The sequence below is a fragment of the Pseudomonas sp. TUM25319 genome (assembly GCF_056388475.1).
This window is the reverse complement of sequence record NZ_JBWJFH010000002.1, coordinates 163,725-179,248: the sequence shown is the minus strand read 5'-3', so window position 1 is coordinate 179,248 and position 15,524 is coordinate 163,725. Positions and strand designations below refer to the sequence as shown.

General features: G+C 53.7%; 16 protein-coding genes and 1 pseudogene. 7 read left to right on the top strand and 10 right to left on the bottom strand.

Annotated features, from left to right (window positions below; genetic code table 11):
• Window positions 1-10 precede the first annotated feature (10 nt).
• Window positions 11-1,675 carry a TnsD family Tn7-like transposition protein gene (locus AC05QJ_RS32290; protein WP_476748105.1) on the top strand — a complete coding sequence of 555 codons (1,665 nt, stop codon included), beginning with the start codon at window positions 11-13 and terminating at the stop codon, window positions 1,673-1,675.
• Between the two features lie 272 nt (window positions 1,676-1,947).
• Window positions 1,948-3,576: a TniQ family protein gene (locus AC05QJ_RS32285; RefSeq protein ID WP_476748104.1), complete on the top strand. Its 1,629-nt coding sequence runs from the start codon at window positions 1,948-1,950 to the stop codon at window positions 3,574-3,576.
• 73 nt (window positions 3,577-3,649) lie between these two features.
• Here AC05QJ_RS32285 and AC05QJ_RS32280 read toward each other — a convergent pair.
• From AC05QJ_RS32280 to AC05QJ_RS32235, 10 genes and pseudogenes are all read right to left on the bottom strand, one after another.
• Window positions 3,650-3,883 (bottom strand): annotated as a pseudogene (locus tag AC05QJ_RS32280) (Lrp/AsnC ligand binding domain-containing protein); the annotation flags it as partial.
• Window positions 3,884-4,362: 479 nt separating this feature from the next.
• On the bottom strand, window positions 4,363-5,148 hold the full coding sequence (locus tag AC05QJ_RS32275; RefSeq protein ID WP_476748103.1) for a lysine/arginine/ornithine ABC transporter substrate-binding protein: 786 nt from the start codon (window positions 5,146-5,148) through the stop codon (window positions 4,363-4,365).
• Between the two features lie 509 nt (window positions 5,149-5,657).
• A complete protein-coding gene (locus tag AC05QJ_RS32270; protein WP_476748102.1) occupies window positions 5,658-6,491 on the bottom strand; it encodes an ABC transporter ATP-binding protein in 834 nt (277 codons plus the stop codon).
• A gap of 106 nt (window positions 6,492-6,597) precedes the next feature.
• A complete protein-coding gene (locus AC05QJ_RS32265) occupies window positions 6,598-6,954 on the bottom strand; it encodes a RidA family protein (protein WP_476748101.1) in 357 nt (118 codons plus the stop codon).
• 17 nt (window positions 6,955-6,971) lie between these two features.
• Window positions 6,972-8,348: an FAD/NAD(P)-dependent oxidoreductase gene (locus AC05QJ_RS32260; RefSeq protein ID WP_476748100.1), complete on the bottom strand. Its 1,377-nt coding sequence runs from the start codon at window positions 8,346-8,348 to the stop codon at window positions 6,972-6,974.
• Window positions 8,341-8,655: a (2Fe-2S)-binding protein gene (locus AC05QJ_RS32255; protein ID WP_476748099.1), complete on the bottom strand. Its 315-nt coding sequence runs from the start codon at window positions 8,653-8,655 to the stop codon at window positions 8,341-8,343. The genes AC05QJ_RS32260 and AC05QJ_RS32255 overlap by 8 nt, the downstream gene beginning before the upstream one ends.
• Window positions 8,645-9,772 (bottom strand): NAD(P)/FAD-dependent oxidoreductase, encoded by a 1,128-nt coding sequence (locus tag AC05QJ_RS32250; RefSeq protein ID WP_476748098.1) that lies wholly within the window; start codon window positions 9,770-9,772, stop codon window positions 8,645-8,647. The genes AC05QJ_RS32255 and AC05QJ_RS32250 overlap by 11 nt, the downstream gene beginning before the upstream one ends.
• 34 nt (window positions 9,773-9,806) lie before the next feature.
• Window positions 9,807-10,655: a lysine/arginine/ornithine ABC transporter substrate-binding protein gene (locus AC05QJ_RS32245; protein WP_476748097.1), complete on the bottom strand. Its 849-nt coding sequence runs from the start codon at window positions 10,653-10,655 to the stop codon at window positions 9,807-9,809.
• Between the two features lie 48 nt (window positions 10,656-10,703).
• Entirely contained in the window at window positions 10,704-11,387 is a 684-nt protein-coding gene (locus AC05QJ_RS32240) for an ABC transporter permease (protein WP_476748096.1), read from the bottom strand.
• A complete protein-coding gene (locus tag AC05QJ_RS32235; RefSeq protein WP_476748267.1) occupies window positions 11,387-12,079 on the bottom strand; it encodes an ABC transporter permease in 693 nt (230 codons plus the stop codon). The genes AC05QJ_RS32240 and AC05QJ_RS32235 overlap by 1 nt, the downstream gene beginning before the upstream one ends.
• 265 nt (window positions 12,080-12,344) lie before the next feature.
• On the opposite strand from AC05QJ_RS32235, the gene AC05QJ_RS32230 reads away from it, so the two are divergent.
• The 5 genes from AC05QJ_RS32230 (at window position 12,345) to tnpB (ending at window position 15,497) form a co-directional block, all read left to right on the top strand.
• Window positions 12,345-13,175, top strand: coding sequence for a LysR substrate-binding domain-containing protein (locus AC05QJ_RS32230; protein WP_476748095.1), 831 nt, complete (start codon window positions 12,345-12,347; stop codon window positions 13,173-13,175).
• A gap of 213 nt (window positions 13,176-13,388) precedes the next feature.
• Window positions 13,389-13,562, top strand: coding sequence for a pPIWI-associating nuclease domain-containing protein (locus tag AC05QJ_RS32225; protein WP_476748094.1), 174 nt, complete (start codon window positions 13,389-13,391; stop codon window positions 13,560-13,562).
• A 20-nt stretch (window positions 13,563-13,582) separates the two neighbouring features.
• Window positions 13,583-14,821 carry a HEPN/Toprim-associated domain-containing protein gene (locus tag AC05QJ_RS32220; RefSeq protein WP_476748093.1) on the top strand — a complete coding sequence of 413 codons (1,239 nt, stop codon included), beginning with the start codon at window positions 13,583-13,585 and terminating at the stop codon, window positions 14,819-14,821.
• Window positions 14,822-14,832: 11 nt separating this feature from the next.
• Window positions 14,833-15,165 (top strand): IS66-like element accessory protein TnpA, encoded by a 333-nt coding sequence (tnpA, locus tag AC05QJ_RS32215; protein WP_009682494.1) that lies wholly within the window; start codon window positions 14,833-14,835, stop codon window positions 15,163-15,165.
• Window positions 15,162-15,497, top strand: a complete 336-nt coding sequence (gene tnpB / locus AC05QJ_RS32210) for an IS66 family insertion sequence element accessory protein TnpB (RefSeq protein WP_009682493.1) — start codon at window positions 15,162-15,164, stop codon at window positions 15,495-15,497. The genes tnpA and tnpB overlap by 4 nt, the downstream gene beginning before the upstream one ends.
• The last annotated feature ends 27 nt before the right edge of the window (window positions 15,498-15,524 follow it).

The window sequence follows — 15,524 nt, the reverse complement described above, 5'->3', positions numbered from 1 at the left end:
AGGTGGTGAAGTGGATGCTCATCTCCATTTCTTCCCCACAGGATTCCCTGACGAGACGCTTCATAGCTTAATTTCTCGCTATGCGCGTCTTTGCGGATTACGCAGCTCTAGAGCAGCATTTGCCGATGTGAAGTTTGCGCCGGCGTTTTCACAGAATGTGGCTTTGCCAAGCCGCCTAGCTGATCTGGCAGGGATGCTACCCAGAGGCACCGAGCTATCGGTAACCGAGCTTATCGAGCAACACACGCTGCTGCCCTACTATGCGCCTTTCCTAAGCCAAAGCCAGCTAGACCAAGCTCGAAGGTCCATGGCTGGTAACGGCAGAGCACTGATGCTGTGCGTGGGGGTCAACGCGAGCCGAATCGGCTTCGCCTCTAGGATTAGGTGCTGCGCGGATTGTATTGCCCAAGATCAGGATGAGTGGGGGGTAGCTTACTGGCATAGGGTTCACTTGCTTCCAGGCGTGCTGGTATGTCCGTATCACGGCACAATCCTCAGGGTCTTGGATCATCGGTGGTCCAGCCGCAACTCTCGGTTCCTCAACCTACCCAGTGACGATATTGTTCAAGCGCACACGGTGTCCCTGGATATCGAGTCGCGGTACCTATTCGCGCTTAGGGACGTAGCGCTGCGCTCGCAGCAGGTGCTCGACTCGGGTGTAAGTGCGCTACCGGCGTGTGCGGTCCGTTACGCGCTTGTACAAGGCGCAGTGAAGCTAGGTCTCGCATCTCGATCCAATCGTCTAAAGCTACAGTTGCTTGCAAAACACATTGGTGAGAGTTTCGCTGCGCTCCCCTCCGAATGGGAGTTTGGTGTACTTGGCGAGTCTCGTGAGGATATCCCCGCCACATGGGTCACCAAGCTGCTCCGAAAGCCTAGAGCTTCTCACCATCCGCTCAAATTCATACTGTTGGCCAGTGCACTGCGGGTTGAAATGGCCACATTGCTGCGTATCGGCTGTGTTGAAGCGGATTTTGAGCGTATTTCGAAATTTCACATGGGACTACCCGAGAACGTCTCATCGTTAGCTGTCAGCAATGGCCTGGAGGTTGCAGATACCGCCGTGTGGAAGCACGCCATGATAGGGACCGATGCTCGAACGATTGCGGTCATCACTGGTGTTTCTCTGACTTATGTCTATCGATCCATCCGCAAAGTTGCTGGCGGGCCGGCGCTCTGGAGGAGGGCTAGGTTCCAGGCGGAGCTCCGTGAGAAGCGGGCTGCCTTTGAAGCAGATTACCGTCATCACAAGGCACACGCCTGCAGAGGATATGCGTGGTTGTACCGCTGTGATCGACACTGGCTTTCGCAGCGTACTACAGGCTCAAATGCCCATCGTGCACCTAATAGGAACAGTGCCCAGACGTTTGCCGCTCTCGATGCGAGGTTAGCCGGCGACATACTGCTCTGCGCCAAGACACTTAGTGCGCTGCCGGGCAAGCCTGTGCGCATCTCACGTACCAGGATTGGACGAGAGCTCCATGTGCTTTCTCGCTTCGAAAAGCAACTCTCGAAGCTGCCACTTTGTGCGGCTGCGCTCGACAAGGCGTGTGAGTCAACCTACGCCTTTCGTGAGCGGCGCCTGCGGTGGGCGAGACGCAAACTGCTCCTGGAAGGAAAGCCCTTTTCGCTGTCTTCTCTTTACCGGACAGCGAGCATCAGACCCTCGACGTAAAAGCCGATCACGGCTCACACATCGGCTCCCTGCTGTTCTAATTAATAGAACAAGTCTGTGAAAAGACGAACCATAAAATTATCAATACGCGTCCAGTATCTGAGTTTTACTGAACAGTATAATTTCCAGTAAAATGCTGTGGCTCTGAGGTTACATGGCTTCACATCAAATTTTTCAAGAATACTAACCCTGGTACAATCTTCCATGTTATACAACTAGGTATATCGCCTTTTGCACGTCCTTTTTTAACCCTAGCCTGTAAGTCGGAAAAGATGTCTGATCTTCTATTTTTCCCCGCCTCGATGCCGGACGAAATGCTGCACTCTCGCATCACCCGATATCACTTTCTGTCAGGCAATAGGACCGCGGCGGAGACGTACCGCGATCTATTTGATACGAAGCCATTTTGCATGAGTACCATCGTGCCAAAGCAGATCGAGGCCCTGGCCGGCAGGCTGCCAGGTCAACCGGAGTCCAATCTCGCAGAGCTGATCAATGCCAACACCACCTTTCCAGCATACAGGCCATTTCTGGGGGTCAGGGAAGGACCGCAGCACGCAGGAGAGCCCACTATTGATGGAGTGGTACGCGTCCCCCGCAGAGAGGGGTCCATCCATGGCATGGCTAAGATTTGTCCTACCTGCGTCCAGGAAGACCTCATCGAGCAGGGTTACGCCTATTGGCATCGATCACACCATATTCCAGGTGTAGCCGTATGCTGGCGACACGGCGACGCACTGATCCATGCATGTCCCAAATGTTCGCACCCTTTCTACCGAAAACTAAGGTTACTCCCAAACCTGACTGAGCCATGCGCTTGCGGTTGGAGCCCGCTCCAGGCGTCGTCAACACTCAAAGGCTCTCATTTAGAGAAAAAAGTTGCATTATTCGCACACGAAATTCTGAACAGAAATATACCTCCGATTGGTAGTACAGTATTAAGCTCTTGCTACGTACGGCAGTGTAAAAAGCGCGATTATGTATTTGGACATAACGCAGGCATCGCCAAATTGTTTTCGAGTATTCGAGACACCTTCGGTGATGAGCTTTTGTCGAGCGCGGATCCGGCCTACCAGCAAGGAAAGCATGAGCAATGGATTAGGTTGAAATCTGACAAAGGTCAACTTAACATGCCCCTTGCTCGACACTTAATTATTGCCCTTCATCTGTTCAGAAGCGCAGATGTGTTCGAGGCAGCACTAAATAACGAATCAATTCTTTTAAGCGCTTCAAGACCAGTTTTTCGAGGAGAGAGTGAAGGTAGTCAGGATAGTAAAAGAGCTGGCCATCGCAGAAAAATTGAAATGCTTTTGGCTCTCCGTTCAGATGCTGATATGGATTATCTTTGGAAGAAGGCCTATAGACCTACCAAATGGATTAATGAAAACGATAACGCATGGTTGATGGCACAGTTTCGGAAACCAAATAAAGTTTTGGCGACGGACAAGCTGGCTGTGGACCCACGAGATGCTGGGTATGCAGCACTTATTCAAGCAGGCGTGGACGACTTGTATCGGTGTACGAAGGATCTGAAGCGGGTCAATATGCGCAATTTGCAAACGCTTCTTCCACGTTCGTTGCCCCATGAAATAAGCCTGCGCACACAGAAATTCCCCCAGACATATAAACTGATCAAGCTTCATCAGGAATCTGTCTGGCATTTCCGTTTGAGAACCTTGGTATGGACTGTCGCTGAGCTGATCAAGATGGGACTTCCCGTAAAGTACGAGACGGTGAGGTTGATCTCGGTATTGGCAGCCAAGGTGTTCAAGGCGTTTACGAGCTTTTTTGAGTGGGACCTGGAAAGTTTGTCCAAAGCAGGTGTTTCAGCAGAGGAGTTGTTGAAGTCGACTGGCGTATCTAGGAATTGGGAAGGGCCGCCGATGGAAATCTCTTTTTAGAGGTGCCGCCTCTCCGATCGTATGCCCCCATCATCCTTGATCGCCGCAGCGCAATCTAAGGGGGCTCAGCCCATCAGCTTGGCTGGCCGCGATCGACCTTGCTGCTGAGGATAATCGACGTGGTGGTGTTCTCTACCCCATCCACGTTGCCAATTTGGTCGAGTAACTGGTCTAGTTGTTCTGGTGAGTCGCTGCGTAGCCAAGCCACGTAGTCGAATTCTCCGCTCACCGCACAAAGCTGCTGCACCTGTCCCATGGCTCTCAGGCGCTTTACCACTAGGTTGCCAGAACGTGGCTGCACCTTGACTCATCGAGCGCTTCTGGCCCATCCTGCGCAAATCTTTAACCTGATCATTCAGCGCGCTCAGCATCAGCACGTTTTCACCAAAGCTCTTTTGAATTGACAAGGCTTTTTCAGCGGAAATTGCTTGCAGCAGGTTTTTTACGCTTTGAGTCAGCATCTGCGAGCTGGCATCGCCAACAACGTGATTATTCTCACGCGATTGATACAAATTCATGCCCAAAACTAGCCCCACTACCGCGAGCAGGCACAGCCCGGATAACAGGATGACTTTTGCACGAATAGAAAGATGGTTGAGCATAAAGATGGCGCTTCCAACGATTTCATAGGGGTGGAGAGGCCTCCAACAAATATGCAGGAAGCCTGTCTACCACGGCTCTGTTCGGGAAGATAATCCGAACCGCAAATTTATAACCAATCTGCAGATTTATCAGGACTACTCATTAGGCAGATATGAATTCAGGCTATGTTGGTAGGGTGGGTTGTTACTTGTCGCCTGAAATATCATATTGAAAATACTTCTGCTGGATTTTTTCATAGGTGCCATCTTTTTTGATGGCCGCTAATGCATCATTCAGCTTTCCTACCAATGGATCATTTTTACGAGTCGCAATACCTGCACCGGTACCGAAATAAGCCTCATCAGTGAAATTCTGATCCAGCACGTGATAATCGGCACCTTGAGGCGTTTTCAAGAAGCCGTCCTCAATCACAAGGGAACCGGCGAGCGAGGCATCGACGCGCCCCGCTGCCAAGTCAAGAAACACCTCGTTTTGCGTGCCGTACTTCACGATCTCGGCGCCCGCTTTTTCGAAAACCTCACTTGCGTAGCGATCAAAGTTGGAAGCTCGCTGAACGCCAATGCGCTTCCCCTTCAAGTCGGCGGGGGCAACATTGATTCCGCTATCCTTCCGTGTCACCAGCTTGGCGGGCAGAAGATAGTACGGATTTGTGAAGTCGACAGACCTGGCTCGTGCTTCAGTGATCGAGACGGAGGAGATCGCAGCATCAATTTTCCTGACTTTAAGCGCCGGGATAAGCCCGTCAAATTCCATCTCGACCCACTCACACTTAGCCGATATTCTGGCGCAGAGCTCTTGGCCCAAGTCGTAGTCAAAACCCACCAGCTTGTTATCCGGCGTCTTGTAGGCAAATGGAGGATATGCCGCCTCAATGCCGATTCGCAGAGCCTTTTCACTGGCCATGGATAAACTGCTGGCAACACACACTGCTGCGGTGAGAACTGTACAGACGAACTTGTTCAAGGCCATGTTAATGCGCTCGTATCAAAAGTTGTGAAAAGCTGTGCCGAGCTCATCGGAAGAACCGTTGACCATACATGCTCATAGTAGGACAAAAGTCTGCATACGGGCTGGCAATAAGACATTTAATGATTTTTATCGATTGAGCTTGGTTGCCATTCCACGAGTTTGATTGTCATGGGGCAACCGTCGTCCATCTTGGTACACCTCTACCTGGCCCCCGTCGCTCGTGTAGACGACCATGCCACCGGGAAGGTACTCAACCTCAATTGCCTGCTCAGTTGATTGATGCTCGACCAGCACACGAACGGTGGCACCACTTGCTATCACAAATTCGCTGGATCGAGGTTCAATGACTAGAAGCAAGTGGGATGTCATCCCATTTATGAACTGCAACTCCTGCCTGTTCAAATATTTAGCAGCTCTGTTGGATTTAGCATCGTTGTATTGAGGGTTCGAAACGATGGACATAGCAGAGCCCTATTTCAGTTGTAGTCATGAGCTGCATTCGCAGAAAATTACTTCAAGCTATTAGCCAGGAATTTCTGCAGCCGTTCACTTTGCGGCGCATCTAAGATGCTTGCGTTGCCTTCCTCTTCGATTAATCCCTGGTGAAGGAACACAATCTTGCTTGAGACCTGGCGGGCGAAAGCCATCTCGTGAGTGACCATCAACATCGTCCTGCCTTCTTCGGCGAGTGATTTGATGACCTTCAGCACCTCGCCCACCAGCTCGGGATCAAGCGCTGAGGTAGGCTCGTCAAAAAGCAAAACTTCGGGCTCCATCGCAAGCGCTCTAGCAATAGCGACGCGTTGCTGCTGACCACCAGACAGGGTTGATGGATACTGCTGCGTCGTACGAGATGGAAGGCCTACTCTCTCAAGGTACTTTTCAGCTCGCTCAACCGCTTCTTGGCGGGATACACCCAAGACCTTCTGAGGACCAAGACACACGTTGTCCAAGACCGTCATGTGATTCCAAAGGTTGAAGTTCTGAAACACCATCGCCAGCCTTGAGCGTAGCTTTTGGAGCTCTTTGGCCTTAGGCAGGCTGTGTTTACCAGCAGCCCCACCAATCTCGAGGCAATAGTCATCCAGCTGGATCTTTCCTGCGTCCGGCTGCTCAAGGAAATTCACGCAGCGCAACAGCGTGCTTTTACCTGAACCACTGGCTCCTATCAGGCTGATCACATCTCCTTTGTCGGCTTGAAGTGATACCCCACGGAGGACTTGGTGCTCTCCATAGTGTTTGCACAGGCCTGAGATACTGAGTTTTGGCTCAGCTCCAGCGCCATTTGCGGGCTGCGAGCCGTTTTTCAATTTCCAGGATGTTGCTTCTGAGGAGATGGACATAAGACACCTTATTTTAATCTTTGCGCACGTCACATTCTGTTAGGCGCATTGAAAATGCTGGATGGCGTAAATAATTTGCCCTGGTCCTGCAGAGCAACATTCAGGTCTAGGCGACGGCAGCTGTGATGATCACTTCGATTAACAGTGTTGGATCATCAAAGGCTACCTGGCATGTCGCCCGCGCAGGCCGACCGGCCGATCCGAGCCATTCACTCCACTCAGCGTTCATCGGGTCGAAGTCCTGGACGATATTGGCTAACCAGATTTGAGCGGACAGGATGTGATCTTTGTCGCTTCCTGCCTGAACCAGGCGCTCTTCGATTTTCTGAAGCACGTCGCGCGTCTGGGCTCTGATGTCTTGAGTGCAGTCGGTAGCAGTGATTCCTGCGAGGTACACCACACCGTTATGAACGACCGCTCGGCTCAAACGGGCGTTGCTCTCTATGCGATTGATTGAAGTCATCGAGTTCTGCTCCATGGTTACTTTTCGTTGGCCAGCTCGGCGAGAGTGATTGGCTTGAGTGGAGGGCGAATGCGGTAGTAGCCGACTTCAGAAGGCGGCAGATGTCGGGCATCAGCCAGAATTTGCGTCACGGACAGACCGCATTGCCTGCCCTGGCAGGGACCCATACCGCACCTGCCAAATGCTTTTGTTTGGTTTGGCCCCAGGCATCCCATGGCTGCGTATTCGCGCACTGCGCCTGCTGTGACCTCCTCGCATCGGCAAACGATGGTGCCGTCTGCAGGAAGTTGTAGGCTCCGAATGGGGCGATACAGACGTTCCAGCATGGGGCGTATGCAGCGGAGGTTCTGCCAGGCGCGACGAACACTTTGCGCCTCCGGCTGTGCGGCCGAACGGGTGAGTTTTTCCAGGGAAACTGCGATGCCAAGTCCGACGAGTCGACCTTGCAAAGCCGCTGCTTCTGCTCCGTTCACGCCCGCGCCATCGCCTGCGATGAAGAAGCCAGGAACGCTCAGCTCGCCCCATTCATTCTGTTCGGCGACCCAGCAGACCTGGCCTTCATCCCAACGGTGTTCCGCGCCAATGGACAGCGTTGGATGGGTATTCGGCACTACGCCTTGATGCAGCAGCACCAGGTCGCAATTCACCTGCCGGTGTTCGCCTCTGTGGGTAAAACTAACGGCCTGAGCTTTTGCGTCACCTTCGATTTGGATGTCAGTCGCACCCTGGTACCAATCGATGCCCGCCCGCCGTATTTGAGCCATCAAGGAGATGCCCTTGAAGAGCTGCTTCCAAGCAGGCAATGCAGCAGGCAGAAAGCGGGCTGCGGCGATTAGATCTCCGCGAGTGCAGGTGTCCACCAGAGCTTTGATTTTCACACCGGCTTTCAAGTATTGAATCGTCAGCAGGTAGAGCAGAGGGCCTGTGCCTGCGAGCACAACGGCACCATTGGGCACACGTGCGCCGGTTTTCAGCAGAATCTGACCCGCGCCTGCCGTCATGACGCCTGGGAGAGTCCAACCCGGAACGGGCATAGGGCGTTCGTAAGCGCCACTGCAGAACAGAATACGGTCCGCGGATACGACACGAGTTTCTCCCGCCACACGGAAGTGCACCTCGCGCTCAGCCGTTACCAGCCATACCGAGGCATTGGGAACGTAATCGATCCCGCTCTCCATGAAGGTGGCGACAGGGGTGCTCCCCGCTGCATAGTCTTTACCTAGCAGCTCTTTGCGCTTTGGAGAGGCCAGGCTGACCTCTCTGTAGATTTGCCCGCCAGGCGTTGCCTGTTCATCAAGAACCAGGACTTTTACGCCTTCAGCGTGCAGACGCATTGCGGCCGCGATGCCGGCAGGGCCAGCCCCCAGAACGATGACCTGTACGTGGTTAGCCATGAACGCCACCTCCGGCCGCTGCGGGGCAGTGGCTTTTGACCTTGAGTCCTGCTTGAGTCCGCACCTGGCAGGCCTGTCTGGAGACGCCGTTAATTTCAACCAGGCATTCGAAGCACACACCCATCATGCAGTAGGCGGTACGCGACGCTCCGCTCACTGCGGTCTTCCGGGTGACATCGACACCTGCTTCGAGAAGAGCTGCGGCCAAATTCGTGTCGTCGGCGACACGGATCTGCTTTCCATCAAATTCAATGACAACCTCGGATGAACTTGCATCCAGAGATCGAAACAACGGACTAGTGGCCATTGGAGGTTACCTCGTAGTCAGGATCCTTGAACCGCTGATCGCTGAATGCTTCAAGCTCGAAGGGTGCCGGCCCGCCCGCGATCCAAGGAGCCACTTCGTAAGCATGTACCGCTGCGAGCGTTACCCCGCTGTGGCACGTCAGGGCGTAAACACCAGGCATGCTTGGTGATTCCTGATAAATGGGGAAACCGTCTGGGGTGAGGACCCGAAGTGCTCCCCACGCCCGAACGAGTTGGACGTTCGCCAGCCTTGGAAAGCAGGCGACCGCCCGCCTGGCGATGTCAGACATTACGTTCGCGCTGACGCTGTCATTCAGGCCGGTGGATTCGTTGGAATACCCGAGCTGTACGGTACCTTCGCCGGTTTGACGGACGTAGTTAGTGGGATAGTCCAAGAAGTGAGGCAGGCGTTCAGTGATCAGGATTTGCCCGCGATTTGGGGACAGCCCAAGGGATATGCCGACCTGCTCTGCCAGCGATTGATTCCCCAGCCCAGCAGTCAATACAACCCTGTCTGCTTCCCAAGTGCGCCCGCTGCCGGTCAGCTTGTATCCCGACTCGGTAGCTTCGATCTTCTGAACATCACAGCCGGTTTCTAAAATCACCCCGCGCCGTTGAACAGCTGCTGTGAGTGCCTTCAGAAGAAACAGCGGATTGGTGTGGCCGTCTTCTGGGCTGTAGCAAGCTCCCACGACATCTGGGCCGACGCCCGGCAGGCGCTTTCTCAGCTCTGCAGGGCCCAGCTCCTCAAACCGGTACCTTCCGTCCAGTGCTTCGCGAAGCCAGCGCAACTGGGCCGCTTCTTCAGCCATGTCATCATGGTTCAAGCAGAGGCTGAAGCCCCCTGGCTGGCTCAGGTGAACGTTGATGCCGGTCTCGACCAACAGGTCGTTGGCTAGACGTGGCCACGCCGCTGCAGAACGGAGCGTCAATCGAGCATAGGGGGGCATCCCATAGCCTTTACCTTGCACCCAGACCAGGCCGAAATTTCCTCGTGCAGCTCGAAGGGCAGTATCCCCTTGGTCAAGCAGTCGGACTTTCTGCCCTTTGCAGGCAAGGCCATAGGCAGTCGCCAATCCGACCAGCCCACCGCCCACGACGATCGTTACACCACTCATAAGTTACCGCTCCGTTCAGCCTGGAATTCCCGCTTTATTCCAGTGGAGTTACGTCGAATTTCAGCCATTTTTCAGAAAGCTTCTTAACCGTGCCGTCTTTAACTGCCGCAGTGATGGCCTCATCAAACTTGGCTTTTAAGTCGGAATCAGATTTCCGCAATCCAATGCCAATCCCTGGGCCAAATACGCCACCGGAAAACACCGGGCCGGCCATGCTTGCACCCTTCAACGATGCATCCTCTGTTGCAAGTTTGAGGACAACCGCGTTAGCCAACACGGCGTCGACTCGACCGCTCATCAAATCCATGTTGTGAGAATCAACGGTCTTGTATTCTCGAACCTCAACAATTTTCGAAAGGTACTTTTCAGCAAAGGCGGACGCGGTAGTCGAGCCTTGTACGCCAATGACCTTACCCTTCAGAAGAGGAGCCATTTCTTTGATAACGGCCTCGGCTCCTGCCTCATCTTTGTCCAGATCGATGCTCTTTGAGGCGCCTGGCAGTTTTGCAAGGCTGCCGCTATCAACCACCAAGAAACCGTTGAGTGGGGCGGCGTATGTGCGACTGAAGCCGATCACCTCCTGGCGCTTTGGGGTGATGCTCATGCCTGCCATGATGGCGTCGATTTTCCCGCCTTTGAGCGATGGGATCAGTCCGTCCCAGTCATGGGCGGAGATCTCGCATTTGGCCTTCATGCGATCGCACAGGTCGCGAGCTAGTTCGATTTCGAAGCCATCGAGCTGACCTCCCGGCTTCACAAAGTTCCAAGGCGCATAGGCGCCTTCAGTGGCGATTCTGATTACTTGAGGCTCTTCGGCGTTAGCGAACGATGCGCATACGCCAGAGAGAATAATTGCACTCAACGTCAGGCTTTTAAATCGCATAGCAAACTTCCTCAATTTAGATTGGGCAGATATATGCTGCTAACTTATTCAGCGTCGCATACCACGGGTGAACCGGAACTCCATCAGCGTTACTGCGCGAGTTACGATAAAATTGAACAACAGGTACAACGCACCGGCACAAATAAAGACTTCGATTGGCCGATAGGTTTGAGACACCAACTTCGCGGCGATACCTGTCACCTCCATGAGCGTGACGATCGAAGCGAGGGAAGTAGATTTGATTTGTAGGATTATTTCATTGCCATAGGCAGGCAACATCTGGCGGCAGGCTTGCGGAATAATTACATAGCGCCATATTTGGTCCTTCCGCAGTCCCACAGATAAACCTGCTTCAATCTGCCCTTGCTGAACAGAGTTGATCCCTCCCCGAAGAATTTCGCTGGTATAGGCGGCGGTATTGAGTGCCAGTGCCGCGAGCACGCACCAGTAAGCCTCTCTGAGGTAGGGCCATGCGAAGCTTTCGCGAAGCCAAGAAAACTGGCCGAGGCCGTAGTAAATGACAAACAGTTGAACAAGCAGAGGAGTCCCACGGAATACAGCCACGAAGGTCCTGGCGGGATAGTCCAGCCACGGCTTGTTTGACATGCGCATCGCGCAAATTACTGAGGCCAGCACCAGGCCGATGGCACAGGAAAATAGCGACAAGCCCAAGGTAATAGGGACGCCGGCCAGCAGTTTCTCAAAGCACTCAAGCAGGAATGCGAAGTCCATCATGCTCTCCTCATCGGCTTATCAAGCTTCTGCTCAAGCCGCGCAAACAAGTGACTGCTGAAAGCGCTGATCGCGAAATACAGAGCAGCGGCGGTGCAGTAAAAAAGGAAGGGCTGGTGGGTAGCACCGGCGCCGATTTGTGATTGGCGCATCAGCTCTACAAGTCCAACAACGCTGATGAGGGCAGAATCCTTCAGAACCAGTAGCCAAACATTGCCGAGGCCTGGCAGCGCGAGTCTTAACGCTTGGGGGGCGATGATCAGTCTGAATAACTGGAATTTTCCAAGACCTATTGATCGGCCTGCCTCGATGCTACCGACTGCAACGCTGTTCACCGCGCCGCGAAATACCTCCAGCTGGTAGGCTCCGCTGATCACCGAGATAGCCACGACGCCCACGAAAAACCCGGGCAGTCCCATGAAGCCTTTGATCCCAAGGGACTGAGCCACCTGGGTCAGCACCATGCTGCTGCCAAAGTAAAAGAGGTAGATGATTAGAAGGTCTGGCACCCCGCGCAGCACGGTGGTGTACACGTCGGCCAGCCATCGCAATGGGTAGGACCGTGAAAGTTTTGCCCAGCAACCTAAGCAGCCGATGACCGATCCACAGAGAAATCCACAAACCGATATCGCGCACGTCATCAGGGCGGCTAGCAGCATATCGGCCGCCCATCCCTGGTCACCGAAGCTCATTATTTCTAAAAAATTCACGGTATTACTCCACAGGCGACAGCGCGCTTATCTGGGTGGACTTTCGGCAGGATGGTTGCTGCTACTGGCGCCGGCGTGGCGCGATTTTTTTCTTGTTCTGTGTAATTTTTTTGCAATTTCGCACGTGCTGGGCATAATTCAAAATCAAAAATACGCCCTTTCAGTATGCGCAAATGTTATGAGGTGAGCTGTGCGAATACACCACCGCCAAGTAGAAGCGTTCCACGCCGTGATGCGAACAGGCAGCATGACTGGGGCTGCCAACCTGATGTCCGTGACACAACCGGCGGTGACTCGTCTGATCCGGGATTTTGAGGAGGCTGTCGGTTTACCGCTTTTCGAACGGCGAGGCAGCCAATTGGTCCCTACACCTCAAGCACATGCCCTGATTCCCGAGGTTGAACGATCGTTTATCGGGCTTGATCGCATCGGCCGCCTGGCATCAGGGATCAGGGAAAACACGGCCGGCTCATTGAGAATTGCAGCAATGCCTGCAGTGGCTAACACGCTACTGCCGAAATTCTTGGCCTATTTCCTTCAGGAGAGGCCCAACCTCCAGATCAGCATTCTGGGGGTTCCGTCCAGTCAGGTTGTGGAGATGGTTTCAGCTGGCCAGGTTGATATCGGCTATGCCGAGGGACCGATCAATCCCCACGGTGTCGATATGCTGTCTGTAGACATGGAGGCTGTAGCAGTCATGCCCAGCAGCCATCCGATGGCGGAGCTTGAGGTCGTTGCGCCCAGCGACTTTGAAGGGCAGAGGTTCGTTGCGCCTCGGCCCGGCACCATTTTCTCTGCTGGTGTGCAGATTGCCTTGGCTCAAGTACCCCGGGTCACGCGGCTGGAGACCAGCCTGTCCTACACCGCGTGCGCGCTCGTTGCCCAAGGCCTGGGCGTGAGCATCGTTGATCCACCGACAGCTTTGGATTTCGTGGGTAAGGGGCTCGAAATCCGCCCGCTATCCGTGAGAGTTGATACGGGCTTTCTTGTCATTCGCTCCAGCAAAAGCTCACAGCAGACGTTGACGGAGGAGTTTTCTCACCAGTTTCTGGCGTTCTTCAAAAACGGGTGGGTGTGAGTGCGTAAGCTAGCCTGTCCAGGCAGGCTGTGCACAAACTGCGCTTTGCTCTAATGCGCACCAAGCGCGCACAGCAGGAGCGTCTATATCGTCCGAGCAAGCGATCATCATCCTGGATAACCCACTTATCAAATAGGTCTAGGCGCTATACGCCAGAAACGGTAGCAGCAGTGCGTTAATGCTACGGCTAAAAACCGCTGAGAGGGAAAGGCTATGGATGAAAGGATTTTTCAGCTTTTGGGTGACTCTCGGTTCGAGCGAGACCTGTACGAAGCAGCGATGTTTAATCTGGAAGACTGCCGGAACAAGCTGCGCCTCCATAATTTTGCCTTTGCTATGCGCGAACTAGTGGGCCACACGCTCGCTCGGTTGGCCATCAAGGATTAAATCCAGGTACTGAGATCTTCATGAGCACACCAATCACTCTGACCGTGGGCGATCTCGAAGTCACCTACAACACGGGTCACATGGGAATAGACCACGGCATGCTCTATCAAGAGAGCGACCGTCGGCAGCGTAGACATGGCAGCATTGATTACGATTATGAACACAGTGCTGAAAGTCTTCGCCAGATGGAACTGTGTTTCTGCCGTACTCTCGGTTCCATGGTGTCTCGGTTGGAGCTGCTTGGATACACGTTGGCGGCGGTGAGATCAGAATATGACAGTCAGGTCGAACTCGATCGCGATCAATTTTCGGAATATCGGCCAGATGATTTACGCCCTGACCGTTTGACCTTCGAGCAGTTTGTCGAATTCATCAAGACGTATCCGTTGCGAGACCTCAAAAGCGAGTATGTCCCTACCTATGACACTGAGCATGCGCAGGGGCTGGGCCGCTTCGCGGCTGATCCTGCCGTATCTCTGCTACCGACGGGAGTATTTGATGCAGACATCGGAGGGTATTCTGAACGAAGCCATTTCGGTTCGATGATTGGATTCCTGAGCCCCTACGCAACCTTGCGAATCCTTGCTGAAAGCCCGGCTAACCTAAGCGAAGAAGTCGTATGGGATTACGGCAGCTTTGTTGACGCCGGCTGGGCAAAAAACGAGAACTTCATCGGCAATGCGCGGCGAACCCAAACCTATTTAATCGCGACCGAAGGCACCTCTGATACCCACATTCTAAAAAGGGGCCTCGCGCTACTTCGACCAGACATAGAGGATTTTTTTCGATTCATCGACATCGAGGATCGTCACCCTTTTTCGGGCACAGGCAATCTTTCTAAGTTTGCCGAAGGACTGGTCAAAATTGATGTACATAACCGCGTGATCTTCCTATTTGACAACGACGCCGAAGGCACTGATACCTACAGAAAACTCCTCCAGCGCTTCAAATTCCCTGTGAACATGAGGGCGATGGTTCTCCCTGATCTGGAAGAGTTACGGAATTTTCCCGCAAAGGGCCCAGGTGGCGTCGTGAGCGCTGACATCAATGGCTACGCAGCCGCTATTGAATGCTATCTCGATCTTAGGTTGAAGGGCCGCCCCCCGGCGCAGGTAACTTGGACAAACTACAAGGAAACGTTGGATATCTATCAGGGGGCGCTTGATTGTATGCGTACGGCCAAGTCATCTACCCAGCCCTGCAAAGCCAAGACATGGTGTGCACTTACATTTAAGTGGGCACCAGTTCTAGCCTTTTAAGCGGGTATTTCATGCAGCCAACACGCCGTTCCTATTCCAAATCCTTCAAAGCTCAGGTCATTCAAGAGTGTGCCCAGCCCGGTGCTTCGATTGCCAGCATCGCACTCAGCCATAACCTCAACGCAAACCTCGTCCACAAATGGATTCGCCTGCAAGCGCAGAAAAGCACGGCGCTGCAACCTGCATTTATTCCGTTACCCGTGCCGCTGGCAGGGGCGAAATCCCACACATCATCATCGAATATTTGCGTTGAAATACAGCACCCGCGTGGCACCGTCACAGTGAACTGGCCCACTGAAAATGCTGCTGCCTGCGCGACCTTTCTTCGAGACCTTCTGCGATGATTCGCATCGACTCCATCTGGCTCGCCACCGAGCCGATGGACATGCGCGCTGGTACCGAAACGGCATTAGCCAAGGTGATTGCGGTGTTCGGTGCGGCGCAGCCGCACTGTGCTTATCTTTTCGCCAACCGCCGCGCCAATCGCATGAAAGTGCTGGTGCATGACGGCTTCGGCATATGGCTGGCGGCGCGCCGGTTGAGCCAGGGCAAGTTCCACTGGCCAAGCATTCGTCATGGCTCTGAAATGCAGTTGGACACCGAGCAACTCCAAGCCTTGGTATTGGGCCTGCCATGGCAACGAGCAGGTTCCGGCGGCTCGATCACACTGCTTTAACGGCTGCCATTAGCCTATCGGTCTATC